General features: G+C 52.5%; 9 protein-coding genes. 6 read left to right on the forward strand and 3 right to left on the reverse strand.

The annotated features are described in order from the left end of the window. Nucleotides 1-80 precede the first annotated feature (80 nt). The gene (locus C7B16_RS15200; protein ID WP_107179872.1) at nucleotides 81-479 is read right to left on the reverse strand and encodes an acetyltransferase; all 399 of its coding nucleotides are present in this window, start codon (nucleotides 477-479) and stop codon (nucleotides 81-83) included. Between the two features lie 191 nt (nucleotides 480-670). Between C7B16_RS15200 and metA the strand changes: the two genes are divergently transcribed. The 4 genes from metA to aceK all read left to right on the forward strand — a co-directional run bounded on the left by metA (nucleotide 671) and on the right by aceK (nucleotide 7,481). Further along, on the forward strand, nucleotides 671-1,600 hold the full coding sequence (metA, locus tag C7B16_RS15205) for a homoserine O-acetyltransferase MetA (protein ID WP_001122799.1): 930 nt from the start codon (nucleotides 671-673) through the stop codon (nucleotides 1,598-1,600). Nucleotides 1,601-1,868: 268 nt separating this feature from the next. After that, the gene (gene aceB, locus C7B16_RS15210; protein WP_107179873.1) at nucleotides 1,869-3,470 is read left to right on the forward strand and encodes a malate synthase A; all 1,602 of its coding nucleotides are present in this window, start codon (nucleotides 1,869-1,871) and stop codon (nucleotides 3,468-3,470) included. A gap of 29 nt (nucleotides 3,471-3,499) precedes the next feature. Continuing rightward, on the forward strand, nucleotides 3,500-4,804 hold the full coding sequence (gene aceA / locus C7B16_RS15215; protein WP_000857846.1) for an isocitrate lyase: 1,305 nt from the start codon (nucleotides 3,500-3,502) through the stop codon (nucleotides 4,802-4,804). A gap of 952 nt (nucleotides 4,805-5,756) precedes the next feature. Continuing rightward, nucleotides 5,757-7,481, forward strand: a complete 1,725-nt coding sequence (gene aceK / locus C7B16_RS15220) for a bifunctional isocitrate dehydrogenase kinase/phosphatase (protein WP_105270164.1) — start codon at nucleotides 5,757-5,759, stop codon at nucleotides 7,479-7,481. 15 nt (nucleotides 7,482-7,496) lie between these two features. Here aceK and iclR read toward each other — a convergent pair whose 3' ends face one another. Continuing rightward, on the reverse strand, nucleotides 7,497-8,321 hold the full coding sequence (gene iclR, locus C7B16_RS15225; protein ID WP_000226393.1) for a glyoxylate bypass operon transcriptional repressor IclR: 825 nt from the start codon (nucleotides 8,319-8,321) through the stop codon (nucleotides 7,497-7,499). Nucleotides 8,322-8,520: 199 nt separating this feature from the next. Here iclR and metH point away from each other — a divergent pair, with 199 nt between their 5' ends. Together metH and C7B16_RS15235 are read left to right on the forward strand one after the other, a co-directional pair. Next, nucleotides 8,521-12,204: a methionine synthase gene (gene metH, locus C7B16_RS15230; protein WP_016249460.1), complete on the forward strand. Its 3,684-nt coding sequence runs from the start codon at nucleotides 8,521-8,523 to the stop codon at nucleotides 12,202-12,204. A gap of 158 nt (nucleotides 12,205-12,362) precedes the next feature. Continuing rightward, on the forward strand, nucleotides 12,363-13,994 hold the full coding sequence (locus C7B16_RS15235) for a Na/Pi cotransporter family protein (protein WP_001517548.1): 1,632 nt from the start codon (nucleotides 12,363-12,365) through the stop codon (nucleotides 13,992-13,994). 90 nt (nucleotides 13,995-14,084) lie between these two features. Here the strand turns inward: C7B16_RS15235 and pepE are convergent, their stop codons facing one another. After that, nucleotides 14,085-14,774 (reverse strand): dipeptidase PepE, encoded by a 690-nt coding sequence (gene pepE / locus C7B16_RS15240; RefSeq protein ID WP_000421749.1) that lies wholly within the window; start codon nucleotides 14,772-14,774, stop codon nucleotides 14,085-14,087. Between the last annotated feature and the right edge of the window lie 218 nt (nucleotides 14,775-14,992).

Raw genomic sequence — 14,992 nt, forward strand, 5'->3', positions numbered from 1 at the left:
TGGTGCGGAAAAAATGCCGGATGCGATGCTGGCGAGCCTTATCTGTCCTGCGCAGGGTTACGGTAGGGGTCAGCAGCGCATTATTCCCCCACATACGCCAGATTCAGTAGCGGATACGGTTTCCCCAGCTCGTCGACTTCCGAACGCCCGGTAACGTTAAATCCCATCTTCTTATAGAATCCTACTGCTTGATCATTTTGCTCATTAACGTTGGTTGTCAGTTCCGTGGCCATCGAGAGCGCATGTTCCACCAGTAGTCGACCTACGCCATACCCGCGCGCATCAGAATCGACAAATAGCGCATCCATATGCTGCCCGCTTAGCAACATAAACCCAATCGGTTGATCCCGCTCATTAACCGCAACCCACAGCGGTGCTTCTGGCAGAAACGAACTCACCAGCTCTTCCAGTTCGACCCGATAGCCTGCAGACAAAAAATGGTGGGTAGCATCGACAGAACGACACCAGATCGAAACCAGTTTTTCCCCTTCCTCAGGCGAATTCTAATAACCATTTCCACTCCTTTTATTCATGCTTATATTCTAACTCAGCCTTTTTCTTGAAACTTTCTCACCTTGAACATGCAGGCTCGACATTGGCGAATTTTCTGGTTATCTTCAGCTATCTGGATGTCTAAACGTTTAAACGTATGTAGTGAGGTAATCAGGTTATGCCGATTCGTGTGCCGGACGAGCTACCCGCCGTCAATTTCTTGCGTGAAGAAAACGTCTTTGTGATGACAACTTCGCGCGCGTCTGGTCAGGAAATTCGTCCGCTAAAGGTGCTTATCCTTAACCTGATGCCGAAGAAGATCGAAACTGAAAATCAGTTTTTACGCCTGCTTTCAAACTCTCCTTTGCAGGTCGATATTCAGTTGTTGCGCATCGATTCTCGCGAGTCGCGCAACACGCCTGCAGAGCATCTGAACAACTTCTACTGCAACTTTGAAGATATACAGGAACAGAACTTTGATGGTCTGATTGTAACTGGCGCGCCGCTGGGTCTGGTGGAGTTTAATGACGTCGCTTACTGGCCGCAGATCAAACAGGTATTGGAGTGGTCGAGAGATCACGTCACCTCGACATTATTTGTCTGTTGGGCGGTTCAGGCCGCGCTTAATATTCTCTACGGTATACCCAAGCAAACCCGCACCGACAAACTTTCGGGTGTATACGAGCACCACATTCTCCATCCTCATGCGCTTCTGACGCGTGGATTTGATGATTCATTTCTGGCACCGCATTCGCGATATGCAGACTTTCCTGCAGCGTTGATTCGTGATTACACCGATCTGGAGATTCTGGCAGAGACAGAAGAAGGGGATGCGTATTTGTTTGCCAGCAAAGACAAGCGCATTGCCTTTGTGACGGGCCATCCCGAATACGATGCGCAAACACTGGCGCAGGAATATTTCCGCGATGTAGAAGCCGGACTAACTCCGGATGTACCGTATAACTATTTCCCGCATAACGATCCGCAAAACAAACCGTGTGCGAGCTGGCGTAGTCACGGTAATTTGCTGTTTACCAACTGGCTCAACTATTACGTCTACCAGATTACGCCATACGATCTACGCCACATGAATCCAACGCTGGATTAATCTTCTGCGGCGATCGATCGTTAAGCGATTCAGCACATTACATCAGGCACCTTCGGGTGCCTTTTTTATTTCTGAAACGTCACTCATCAAGTGAATTAATTTTATTATTATTGTTATCAATAGGTTAATTGATAATTAAAGTAAAAATGGAAATTGTTTTTGATTTTGCATTTTAAATGAGTAGTCTTAGTTGTGCTGAACGAAAAGCGCACAACGATCCTTCGTTCACAGTGGGGAAGTATTCGGATCCATGACGAGGAGCTGCACGATGACTCAACAGGCAACAACAACCGATGAACTGGCTTTCATAAGGCCGTATGGCGAGCAGGAGAAGCAAGTTCTCACCGCCGAAGCGGTAGAATTTCTGACTGAGCTGGTGACGCATTTTACGCCACAACGCAATAAACTTCTGGCAGCGCGCATTCAGCAACAGCAGGATATCGATAACGGGACGTTACCTGATTTTATTTCGGAAACAACTTCCATTCGAGAAAGTAATTGGAAGATTCGCGGAATTCCTGTGGACTTACAAGATCGCCGGGTAGAGATAACCGGACCCGTTGAGCGCAAGATGGTGATTAACGCGCTAAACGCTAATGTGAAAGTCTTCATGGCTGACTTCGAGGATTCACTGGCCCCGGACTGGAACAAAGTGATCGACGGGCAAATTAACCTGCGCGATGCGGTTAACGGCACCATCAGTTACACCAACGAAGCAGGTAAAATTTATCAACTCAAGCCCAATCCGGCGGTTTTGATTTGTCGGGTACGCGGCCTGCACTTGCCGGAAAAACATGTTACCTGGCGTGGTGAAGCAATCCCTGGCAGCCTGCTTGATTTTGCTCTCTACTTCTTCCACAACTACCAGGCGCTGCTGGCAAAGGGCAGTGGTCCTTATTTTTATCTGCCAAAAACTCAGTCCTGGCAGGAAGCTGCATGGTGGAGCGAAGTCTTCACTTACGCAGAAGGTCGCTTTAACCTGCCGCGCGGCACCATCAAGGCAACGTTACTCATTGAAACCTTGCCTGCTGTATTCCAGATGGATGAAATCCTTCACGCACTGCGCGACCATATTGTCGGTCTGAACTGCGGTCGCTGGGATTACATCTTTAGCTATATCAAAACATTAAAAAACTATCCCGATCGCGTCCTGCCAGACCGCCAGGCAGTGACAATGGATAAACCGTTCCTCAGTGCCTATTCACGTCTGCTGATTAAAACCTGCCATAAACGCGGTGCATTCGCGATGGGCGGCATGGCGGCCTTTATCCCGAGTAAAGATGAAGAGCGCAATAATCAGGTGCTCAACAAGGTAAAAGCGGATAAAGCACTAGAAGCCAACAACGGTCACGATGGTACGTGGATCGCCCATCCAGGCCTTGCTGATACCGCAATGGCGGTATTTAACGACATCCTCGGCTCTCGTAAAAACCAGTTAGAAGTCCTGCGCGAGCAAGATGCACCGGTTACTGCCGAACAACTGCTGGCTCCTTGTGACGGTGAGCGTACCGAAGAAGGCATGCGCGCCAATATTCGTGTGGCCGTGCAGTACATCGAAGCATGGATCTCCGGCAACGGCTGTGTGCCGATTTATGGTCTGATGGAAGACGCAGCAACGGCAGAGATTTCCCGCACCTCTATCTGGCAATGGATCCACCATCAAAAAACGTTGAGCAATGGCAAACCGGTGACCAAAGCACTGTTCCGCCAGATGTTGGCTGAAGAGATGAAAGAGATTGCCCATGAATTGGGCGAACAACGTTTCAATAGTGGGCGCTTCGATGATGCTGCTCGCCTGATGGAACAGATCACCACTTCCGATGAGTTAATTGATTTCCTGACCCTGCCAGGCTACCGCCTGTTAGCGTAAACCACCACATAACTATGGAGCATCTGCACATGAAAACCCGTACACAACAAATTGAAGAATTACAGAAAGAGTGGACTCAACCGCGCTGGGAAGGTATTACCCGCCCATACAGCGCGGAGGACGTGGTGAAATTACGCGGCTCGGTCAATCCGGAATGCACGCTGGCACAACTGGGCGCGGCAAAAATGTGGCGACTGCTGCACGGTGAATCGAAAAAAGGCTATATCAACAGCCTCGGCGCACTGACTGGCGGTCAGGCGCTGCAACAGGCGAAAGCGGGTATTGAAGCGGTTTACCTGTCTGGCTGGCAGGTAGCGGCGGATGCTAACCTGGCGGCCAGCATGTATCCGGACCAGTCACTTTATCCGGCAAATTCAGTGCCAGCGGTAGTGGAGCGGATCAATAACACCTTCCGTCGAGCTGATCAGATCCAGTGGTCCGCAGGTATTGAGCCGGGCGATCCGCGTTATGTTGATTATTTCCTGCCGATCGTTGCCGATGCTGAAGCCGGTTTTGGTGGTGTCCTGAATGCTTTTGAGCTGATGAAAGCGATGATTGAAGCCGGTGCAGCGGCAGTTCACTTCGAAGATCAGTTGGCGTCAGTGAAAAAATGCGGTCACATGGGCGGTAAAGTGCTGGTGCCAACCCAGGAAGCGATCCAGAAACTGGTCGCGGCGCGTCTGGCTGCGGATGTTACAGGAGTTCCGACCCTGTTGGTTGCTCGTACCGATGCCGATGCGGCGGATCTGATCACCTCCGATTGCGATCCGTACGACAGCGAATTCATCACTGGTGAACGCACTAATGAAGGTTTCTTCCGTACCCATGCGGGCATTGAACAAGCTATCAGCCGTGGCCTGGCTTATGCGCCATATGCTGACCTGGTTTGGTGTGAAACCTCTACGCCAGATCTGGAACTGGCGCGCCGTTTTGCCGACGCTATTCATGCGAAATATCCAGGCAAGCTGTTAGCCTACAACTGCTCGCCGTCGTTCAACTGGCAGAAAAATCTCGACGACAAAACTATTGCCAGCTTCCAGCAGCAATTGTCGGATATGGGTTACAAATTCCAGTTTATCACCCTGGCGGGTATCCACAGCATGTGGTTCAACATGTTCGACCTGGCAAACGCCTATGCGCAGGGCGAGGGGATGAAGCATTATGTTGAGAAAGTGCAGCAGCCGGAATTTGCTGCTGCGAAAGATGGCTACACCTTCGTTTCTCACCAGCAGGAAGTGGGTACGGGTTATTTCGATAAAGTGACGACCATTATTCAGGGTGGCACATCGTCGGTTACCGCACTGACCGGCTCTACCGAAGAATCGCAGTTCTAAGCAACCGACAATTGTTGTTGGCTGTAGACCGGATAATGCGTTTACGCCGCATCCGGCAATGAGCGCCTGATGCGACGCTGACGCGTCTTATCAGGCCTACAAATGTTGCAGACGCGTAGGCCGGATAATGCGTTTACGCCGCATCCGGCAATGAGCGCCTGATGCGACGCTTGCGCGTCTTATCAGGCCTACAAATGTTGCAGACGCGTAGGCCGGATAATGCGTTTACGCCGCACCCGGCAATGAGCGCCTGATGCGACGCTTGCGCGTCTTATCAGGCCTACAAATGTTGCAGACGCGTAGACCGGATAATGCGTTTACGCCGCATCCGGCAATGAGCACCTGATGCGACGCTTGCGCGTCTTATCAGGTCTACAAATGTTGCAGACGCGTAGGCCGGATAAGGCGTTTACGCCGCATCCGGCAATGAGCGCCTGATGCGACGCTTGCGCGTCTTATCAGGCCTACAAATGTTGCAGGCGCGTAGACCGGATAATGCGTTCACGCCGCATCCGGCAATGAGCGCCTGATGCGACGCTTGCGCGTCTTATCAGGTCTACAAATGTTGCAGACGCGTAGGCCGGATAAGGCGTTTACGCCGCATCCGGCAATGAGCGCCTGATGCGACGCTGACGCGTCTTATCAGGCCTACAAATGTTGCAGGCGCGTAGACCGGATAATGCGTTCACGCCGCATCCGGCAATGAGCGCCTGATGCGACGCTTGCGCGTCTTATCAGGCCTACAAATGTTGCAGACTCGTAGACCGGATAATGCGTTCACGCCACATCCGGCAATGAGCGCCTGATGCGACGCTTGCGCGTCTTATCAGGCCTACAAATGTTGCAGACGCGTAGGCCGGATAAGGCGTTTACGCCGCATCCGGCAATCAACGCCTGATGTGACGCTTGTGCGTCTTATCCGGCAATTCACAGCTCCCGATGAGGGCAACAAATGCCGCGTGGCCTGGAATTACTGATTGCACAAACAATTTTGCAGGGTTTCGATGCCCAGTATGGTCGATTCCTCGAAGTGACTTCCGGGGCGCAGCAGCGTTTCGAACAGGCCGACTGGCACGCTGTCCAGCAGGCGATGAAAAATCGTATCCATCTTTACGATCATCACGTGGGTCTGGTGGTGGAGCAGTTACGCTGCATTACCAACGGCCAAAGCACGAATGCGGCATTTTTACTGCACGTCAAAGAGCATTACACCCGGCTATTGCCGGACTACCCGCGCTTCGAGATTGCGGAGAGTTTTTTCAACTCCGTATACTGTCGGTTATTTGACCACCGCTCGCTTACTCCCGAGCGGCTTTTTATCTTTAGCTCCCAGCCGGAACGCCGCTTTCGTACCATTCCGCGCCCGCTGGCCAAAGACTTTTACCCCGATCACAGCTGGGAATCACTGCTGATGCGCGTTATTAGCGACTTGCCGCTACGCCTGTGCTGGCAGAATAAAAGCCGTGATATCAACTATATCATTCTTCATCTGACGGAAACGCTGGGGACAGATAACCTCGCTGAAAGTCATCTACAGGTGGCGAACGAACTGTTTTACCGTAATAAAGCCGCCTGGCTGGTGGGCAAACTGATAACGCCTTCCGGCACGTTGCCATTTTTGCTGCCGATCCACCAGACGGACGACGGCGAGTTGTTTATTGATACCTGCCTGACGACGACCGCCGAAGCGAGCATCGTCTTTGGCTTCGCGCGATCCTATTTTATGGTTTACGCGCCGCTGCCTGCCGCACTGGTCGAGTGGCTACGGGAGATTCTGCCGGGTAAAACTACCGCAGAACTGTATATGGCTATCGGTTGCCAGAAGCATGCCAAAACCGAAAGTTACCGTGAATATCTCGTTTATTTACAAGGATGTAATGAGCAGTTTATTGAAGCGCCGGGCATTCGTGGGATGGTCATGCTGGTGTTCACGCTGCCGGGCTTTGATCGGGTATTCAAAGTCATCAAAGACAAATTCGCCCCGCAGAAAGAGATGTCAGCGGCTCACGTCCGCGCCTGCTATCAACTGGTAAAAGAGCACGATCGCGTAGGAAGGATGGCGGATACCCAGGAGTTTGAAAACTTTGTACTGGAGAAGCGACATATTTCCCCGTCATTAATGGATTTGCTGCTTCAGGAAGCGCCAGAAAAAATCACCGATCTGGGCGAACAAATTGTGATTCGCCATCTCTATATCGAACGGCGGATGGTGCCTCTCAATATTTGGCTTGAACAGGTTGAGGGTCAGCAACTGCGTGATGCTATAGAAGAGTACGGCAACGCTATTCGCCAGCTTGCCGCCGCCAATATTTTCCCCGGTGATATGCTGTTTAAAAACTTTGGCGTCACCCGACACGGGCGCGTGGTGTTTTATGATTACGATGAAATTTGCTACATGACGGAAGTGAATTTCCGCGACATCCCACCGCCGCGCTACCCGGAAGACGAACTCGCCAGCGAACCGTGGTATAGCGTCTCGCCGGGCGATGTTTTCCCGGAAGAGTTCCGCCACTGGCTATGCGCCGACCCACGCATTGGTCCACTGTTCGAGGAAATGCACGCCGACCTGTTCCGCGCCGATTACTGGCGCGCTCTACAAAACCGCATCCGCGAAGGACATGTGGAAGATGTTTATGCATATCGGCGCAGACAGCGGTTTAGCGTGCGGTTTGTATAAATCAGAGGCGAAAAGTCACCGCATTCCACCATACGCCAGCGTTACTTCCTTCGCCGCTTTAATTACCATCGCGCCAAACTCAGTCACGCGGTCATCGGTAATACGTGAAATCGGCCCGGAAATTGAAATTGCGGCAAACGGTTCGCGGTGTTCATCGAAAATACACGCAGCCAGGCAACGCAGTCCCAGCGCATGTTCTTCATCATCAAATGAATAACCGCGTTTGCGTGTCTGCGCGAGGTCTTCTTTTAAATGCACAGGAGAAACCAGCGTCGCGTGGGTATAGGCATGTAACCCTTTGCGATGCAGCAGCTTTGTCACCTGTTCTTCACTCAGTTGAGCCAAAAAGGCTTTACCGGCACCGGAAGCATGCATCGGCAATTTACCGCCAATAGGGGCGGACATTCGCATCAGATGCGTACACTGCACCTGATCGATAATAATCGCCTCGTGATCGCTTTGATCGAGCACCGCCATATTGACCGTTTCGCCAGATTCTTCCATCAGATCGCGCAGTATAGGATGGACAATAGCTAACAAATTACGGCTCTGGAGAAAACTGCTACCGACCATAAATGCATGCGCGCCGATCGCCCAGTGACCCAGCTCACCGACCTGACGCACAAAGCCCTGTTGTTGCATAGTGGTTAGCAGACGGTGGGTGGTGGAATTGGGTAATCCGGCTTGCTGTGCCAGTTCGGTTAGTGCCACACTGCCATTGGATTCGGCAATCCACTCCAGTAATTTCAGGCCACGCGTTAAAGACTGAACCTGTCCAGTCGCGGGGGCGCTGGTTGCGGCAGGTTTTCTACCGCGTTTTGCGGGAATGGGTGCGACCATGACAGCCTCCTTTTTCTGTATCGTGGAAATCATTTTCATTTCTATTGTTAACTAATGCAACAGTTGCTGTACTGATCCGATGAGTTAATGTTGAACAAATCTCATGTTGCGTAGTGGTCGCTTTTACCACTGATGCGTTTGTGCCAGTATGGTTTGTTGAATTTTTATTAAATCTGGGTTGAGCGTGTCGGGAGCAAGTGTGAGCAGCAAAGTTGAACAACTGCGTGCGCAGTTAAATGAACGTATTCTGGTGCTGGACGGCGGTATGGGCACCATGATCCAGAATTATCGTCTGAACGAAGCCGATTTTCGCGGTGAGCGTTTTGCCGACTGGCCGTGCGATCTAAAAGGCAACAACGACCTGCTGGTACTCAGTAAACCTGATGTGATTGCCGCGATCCACAACGCTTACTTTGAAGCGGGCGCGGATATCATCGAAACCAACACCTTCAACTCCACGACTATTGCGATGGCGGATTACCAGATGGAATCCCTGTCAGCAGAAATCAACTTTGCAGCAGCGAAACTGGCACGTGCCTGCGCTGACGAGTGGACCGCCCGCACGCCGGGGAAACCACGCTACGTTGCTGGTGTTCTCGGCCCAACCAATCGCACAGCATCTATTTCTCCGGATGTAAACGATCCGGCATTTCGCAATATCACCTTTGACCAACTGGTGGCGGCTTATCGTGAATCCACCAAAGCGCTGGTGGAAGGCGGTGTAGACCTGATTCTGATTGAAACTGTTTTCGACACTCTTAACGCGAAAGCGGCGGTCTTTGCGGTGAAAACCGAGTTTGAAGCGCTGGGTGTTGAGTTGCCGATTATGATTTCCGGCACCATTACCGACGCCTCCGGGCGCACGCTCTCCGGTCAGACAACCGAGGCATTTTACAACTCCCTGCGGCATGCCGAAGCGCTGACCTTTGGCCTCAACTGCGCACTGGGGCCAGACGAACTGCGTCAGTACGTGCAGGAACTTTCGCGTATTGCCGAATGCTACGTCACCGCGCACCCGAATGCCGGACTGCCAAACGCCTTTGGTGAATACGATCTCGATGCTGACACAATGGCGAAACAGATTCGCGAATGGGCTGAATCGGGTTTCCTGAATATTGTCGGCGGCTGCTGTGGCACGACGCCACAACATATTGCTGCGATGAGCCGTGCAGTTGAAGGATTAGCACCGCGCAAGCTGCCTGATATCCCCGTAGCCTGCCGTTTGTCCGGACTGGAGCCGCTGAACATTGGCGACGATAGTTTGTTTGTTAACGTTGGTGAACGAACTAATGTAACCGGTTCCGCTAAGTTCAAACGCCTGATCAAAGAAGAGAAATATAGCGAGGCGCTGGACGTGGCGCGTCAGCAGGTGGAAAACGGCGCGCAGATTATCGATATCAACATGGATGAAGGGATGCTCGACGCCGAAGCGGCGATGGTGCGTTTCCTCAGTCTGATTGCTGGCGAGCCGGATATCGCTCGCGTGCCGATTATGATCGATTCTTCGAAATGGGACGTCATCGAAAAAGGACTGAAGTGTATTCAGGGCAAAGGCATTGTTAACTCTATCTCGATGAAAGAGGGCGTTGAAACCTTTATCCATCATGCCAAATTATTACGCCGTTACGGTGCGGCGGTGGTGGTAATGGCCTTTGACGAACAGGGCCAGGCCGATACCCGCGCACGGAAAATCGAGATTTGCCGTCGGGCGTACAAAATCCTCACCGAGGAAGTCGGCTTCCCGCCGGAAGATATCATTTTCGACCCGAACATCTTCGCTGTCGCCACCGGGATTGAAGAGCATAACAATTACGCGCAGGATTTCATCGGCGCGTGCGAAGACATCAAACGCGAACTGCCGCACGCACTCATCTCCGGTGGCGTCTCCAACGTTTCCTTCTCGTTCCGTGGCAACGACCCGGTGCGCGAAGCTATTCACGCGGTGTTCCTCTACTACGCCATCCGTAACGGTATGGATATGGGGATCGTCAACGCCGGACAACTGGCGATTTACGACGATCTGCCTGCGGAACTGCGCGACGCGGTGGAAGATGTGATCCTTAACCGTCGCGACGATGGTACAGAGCGTTTACTGGAACTTGCCGAAAAATATCGCGGCAGTAAAACCGACGACACCGCCAACGCCCAACAGGCGGAGTGGCGCTCGTGGGACGTGAAGAAACGCCTGGAGTACTCGTTGGTCAAAGGCATTACTGAGTTTATCGAACAGGACACCGAAGAAGCTCGTCAACAAGCCGCTCGCCCGATTGAAGTGATTGAAGGGCCGCTGATGGACGGAATGAACGTCGTCGGTGACCTGTTTGGTGAAGGGAAAATGTTTTTGCCGCAGGTGGTGAAATCGGCACGCGTTATGAAGCAGGCGGTGGCGTATCTCGAACCGTATATTGAAGCCAGCAAAGAGCAGGGTAAAACCAACGGTAAGATGGTGATCGCCACCGTGAAGGGTGACGTGCACGATATCGGTAAAAATATTGTTGGTGTGGTGCTGCAATGTAACAACTATGAAATTGTCGATCTCGGCGTGATGGTGCCAGCGGAAAAAATCCTCCGCACTGCCAAAGAGGTGAATGCTGATTTGATTGGTCTTTCGGGGCTGATCACGCCGTCGCTGGACGAAATGGTCAACGTGGCGAAAGAGATGGAGCGTCAGGGCTTCACCATTCCGCTACTGATTGGCGGCGCGACTACCTCAAAAGCGCATACAGCGGTGAAAATCGAGCAAAACTACAGCGGCCCGACGGTTTACGTGCAAAACGCCTCGCGCACCGTTGGTGTTGTGGCGGCGCTGCTTTCCGACACTCAGCGTGACGACTTTGTCGCTCGTACCCGCAAAGAGTACGAAACCGTGCGTATTCAGCACGGGCGCAAGAAACCGCGCACGCCACCGGTCACGCTGGAAGTGGCGCGCGATAACGATTTCGCTTTTGACTGGCAGGCCTATACGCCGCCTGTAGCGCACCGTCTCGGCGTGCAGGAAGTCGAAGCCAGCATCGAAACGCTGCGTAACTATATCGACTGGACGCCGTTCTTTATGACCTGGTCGCTGGCCGGAAAGTATCCGCGCATTCTGGAAGATGAAGTGGTGGGCGAAGAGGCAAAACGCCTGTTTAAAGACGCTAACGACATGCTGGATAAATTAAGCGCTGAAAAATCGCTGAATCCGCGCGGCGTGGTTGGCCTGTTCCCGGCAAACCGGGTGGGTGACGACATTGAAATCTATCGTGATGAAACACGCACGCATGTGATTAATATCAGCCACCATCTGCGCCAACAGACGGAAAAAACCGGCTTTGCTAACTACTGCCTCGCTGATTTTGTGGCACCGAAACTCTCCGGCAAAGCGGATTACATCGGTGCATTTGCCGTAACTGGCGGGCTGGAAGAGGACGCGCTGGCTGATGCCTTCGAAGCGCAGCACGATGATTACAATAAAATCATGGTGAAAGCGCTTGCCGACCGTTTAGCCGAAGCCTTTGCAGAATATCTTCATGAGCGCGTGCGTAAAGTCTACTGGGGCTACGCGCCGAATGAAAATCTCAGCAACGAAGACCTGATCCGCGAAAACTATCAGGGCATCCGCCCGGCACCAGGATATCCGGCCTGCCCGGAACATACGGAAAAAGCCACCATCTGGGAGCTGCTGGAAGTGGAAAAACACACCGGCATGAAACTCACGGAATCTTTCGCTATGTGGCCTGGCGCATCAGTTTCGGGTTGGTACTTCAGCCATCCGGACAGCAAGTACTACGCAGTGGCACAAATTCAGCGCGATCAGGTTGAAGACTATGCCCGCCGTAAAGGTATGAGCGTTTCTGATGTTGAACGCTGGCTGGCGCCGAATCTGGGGTATGACGCCGACTGATTCACAAATCTGTCACTTTTCTTTACAACAAACAGGGCACTCACGGAGTGCCCTGTCTCTTTATTGATAGTAAACACATATACTGGACTTATATCAGACCGGAAAAGCGCTTCCGGAACTGTTTCAGGCACATATAACGATAAGGAGAACCTGAACTCGTGTTAACACTGCTTCACCTGCTTTCTGCCGTCGCCCTGCTGGTCTGGGGGACGCATATTGTTCGAACAGGCGTAATGCGTGTCTTTGGCGCACGGCTGCGTACTGTCCTTAGCCGGAGCGTCGAAAAAAAGCCGCTCGCCTTCTGTGCGGGGATTGGCGTTACGGCACTGGTGCAGAGCAGTAATGCCACCACCATGCTGGTGACGTCGTTTGTTGCCCAGGATCTGGTTGCTCTCGCGCCTGCGCTGGTGATTGTGCTGGGGGCCGACGTCGGAACGGCGCTGATGGCGCGGGTTCTCACCTTCGATTTATCCTGGTTGTCGCCGCTACTTATTTTTATCGGCGTAATTTTTTTCCTCGGACGCAAGCAGTCGCGCGCCGGGCAACTGGGCCGCGTCGGTATTGGCCTTGGGTTGATTTTGCTGGCACTGGAGTTGATTGTGCAGGCCGTAACGCCGATCACCCAGGCGAACGGTGTTCAGGTGATCTTTGCCTCGCTGACCGGCGATATTCTGCTGGATGCGCTGATTGGCGCGATGTTCGCCATTATCAGCTACTCCAGCCTTGCCGCGGTACTGCTGACTGCGACTCTGACTGCTGCGGGCATTATCTCTTTCCCGGTGGCGCTCTGCCTGGTTATTGGCGCTAACCTTGGTTCCGGCTTGCTGGCGATGCTCAACAATAGCGCCGCTAATGCTGCCGCACGTCGTGTCGCGTTGGGCAGCCTGCTTTTTAAGCTGGTGGGGAGCCTGATTATCCTGCCGTTTGTCCACGTTCTGGCAGAATCAATGGATAAACTGCCTTTGCCGAAAGCGGAACTGGTTATCTATTTCCACGTCTTCTATAACCTTGTGCGCTGTCTGGCGATGCTGCCATTTGTCGACCCGATGGCACGGTTTTGCAAAACCATTATTCGCGATGAACCCGAACTGGATGCCCATCTGAAACCAAAACATCTGGATGTCAGCGCGCTGGATACGCCGACCCTTGCTCTGGCGAATGCCGCCCGTGAAACACTGCGCATCGGTGACGCGATGGAACAGATGATGGAAGGGCTGAATAAAGTGATGCACGGCGAACCGCGTGAAGAGAAGGAGTTGCGCAAGCTGGCGGATGATATCAACGTCCTCTACACCGCGATTAAACTTTATCTGGCGCGGATGCCAAAAGAAGAGTTGGCGGAAGAAGAATCACGTCGCTGGGCGGAGATTATCGAAATGGCGCTCAACCTTGAGCAGGCTTCCGATATTGTCGAGCGCATGGGCAGCGAAATTGCCGACAAATCACTGGCAGCACGGCGGGCGTTTTCGCTTGATGGGTTGAAGGAACTGGATGCGCTCTATGAGCAATTGCTCAGCAATTTAAAACTGGCAATGTCGGTGTTCTTCTCTGGCGATGTCACCAGCGCTCGCCGTTTACGTCGCAGTAAGCATCGCTTTCGCATTCTTAATCGCCGCTATTCCCATGCCCACGTCGATCGCCTGCATCAGCAAAACGTGCAGAGTATTGAAACCAGTTCGCTACATTTAGGTTTATTGGGAGATATGCAGCGTCTGAACTCGCTGTTTTGTTCGGTGGCTTACAGCGTACTGGAACAGCCAGATGAAGATGAGGGACGGGACGAGTATTAATATTGTGAATCCTGTAGGCCTGATAAGACGCGTTAAGCGTCGCATCAGGCACTATGTACAAGATGCCGGATCATGCATCCGGCAATTCACTTAAAAACGGTGACCCGCTTCCAGCGGCACGGCTTCTTCACCGGCCTTAAACACATAAGTGGTATTCGGGCCGCCAAGCGTAGCGTGACCTTTACTTACGGTGATCCAGTTACCTTCCGGCAGACCAATAATCGTCAGTTCTGGCGCTACCACCAGTAATTCGCGAATACGCTGCTCGCGCGTTTCACCTTTGTGACCTTCCGGCAGCGCGTTGGTGAAGTGCGGGTTGATTTGCAGCGGGAACAGATTCAGCGCATCGAAGCCCTGCGGATCGACAATCGGCATATCGTTGGTCGTGCGAATGGTTGGGCAAGCGAGGTTAGCGCCTGCGCTCCAGCCAATATACAGCGCGCCGCGTTTCACTACGTCAACAATCGGTGCCAGCAGACCGCGCACACGGCATTCTTTCAGTAACTGGAAAGTGTTGCCACCGCCGACAATCACGATCTCCGCATTTTCAATCGCGGCAACAGGATCGGCAACGCTATGAATACCGGTGACAGAAATGCCAAGTGGGGCAAGAACTGCAGCCGTTTTGGCTGTGTAATCATCCCAGGTTTGCGTTACGCCAGCGAAAGGAATAAACACCGCGGAACGGCGCCCCTGCAACTGTTCAGCAATCAGCGGCAGCGCATGTTCCAGCCAGGCTTTTCCCGGCAGCGTCGAGTTACTCAATAAAAGCAGTTCCATTACTTCTCCGGTTAGTAAGAAATCACGGAAGGCATGCTACCACTGTGAATTTAACCGCTTACTGACATGGCTCACGATGTCGCGTATTGCTTCTGGAAAGCGTCTCGCAAGTTTGAATGTTCAGGCGTGACAGGTATTCGCAACAGCGGTATTTTCCGACAAATTTCTAAGGAAACTGGAGGAAAAATGCTCGCTAATTACGCTACTTTTAGACAGAG

It is taken from the genome of Escherichia sp. 20412-1 (assembly GCF_003027595.1).
Lineage (GTDB): Bacteria > Pseudomonadota > Gammaproteobacteria > Enterobacterales > Enterobacteriaceae > Escherichia > Escherichia marmotae.

Coding starts and splice junctions, on each gene's coding strand:
- metA (WP_001122799.1), top strand. CDS start 671: ATGCCGATTCGTGTGCCGGACGAGCTACCCGCCGTCAATTTCTTGCGT.
- aceB (WP_107179873.1), top strand. CDS start 1,869: ATGACTCAACAGGCAACAACAACCGATGAACTGGCTTTCATAAGGCCG.
- aceA (WP_000857846.1), top strand. CDS start 3,500: ATGAAAACCCGTACACAACAAATTGAAGAATTACAGAAAGAGTGGACT.
- aceK (WP_105270164.1), top strand. CDS start 5,757: ATGCCGCGTGGCCTGGAATTACTGATTGCACAAACAATTTTGCAGGGT.
- iclR (WP_000226393.1), bottom strand. CDS start 8,321: ATGGTCGCACCCATTCCCGCAAAACGCGGTAGAAAACCTGCCGCAACC.
- pepE (WP_000421749.1), bottom strand. CDS start 14,774: ATGGAACTGCTTTTATTGAGTAACTCGACGCTGCCGGGAAAAGCCTGG.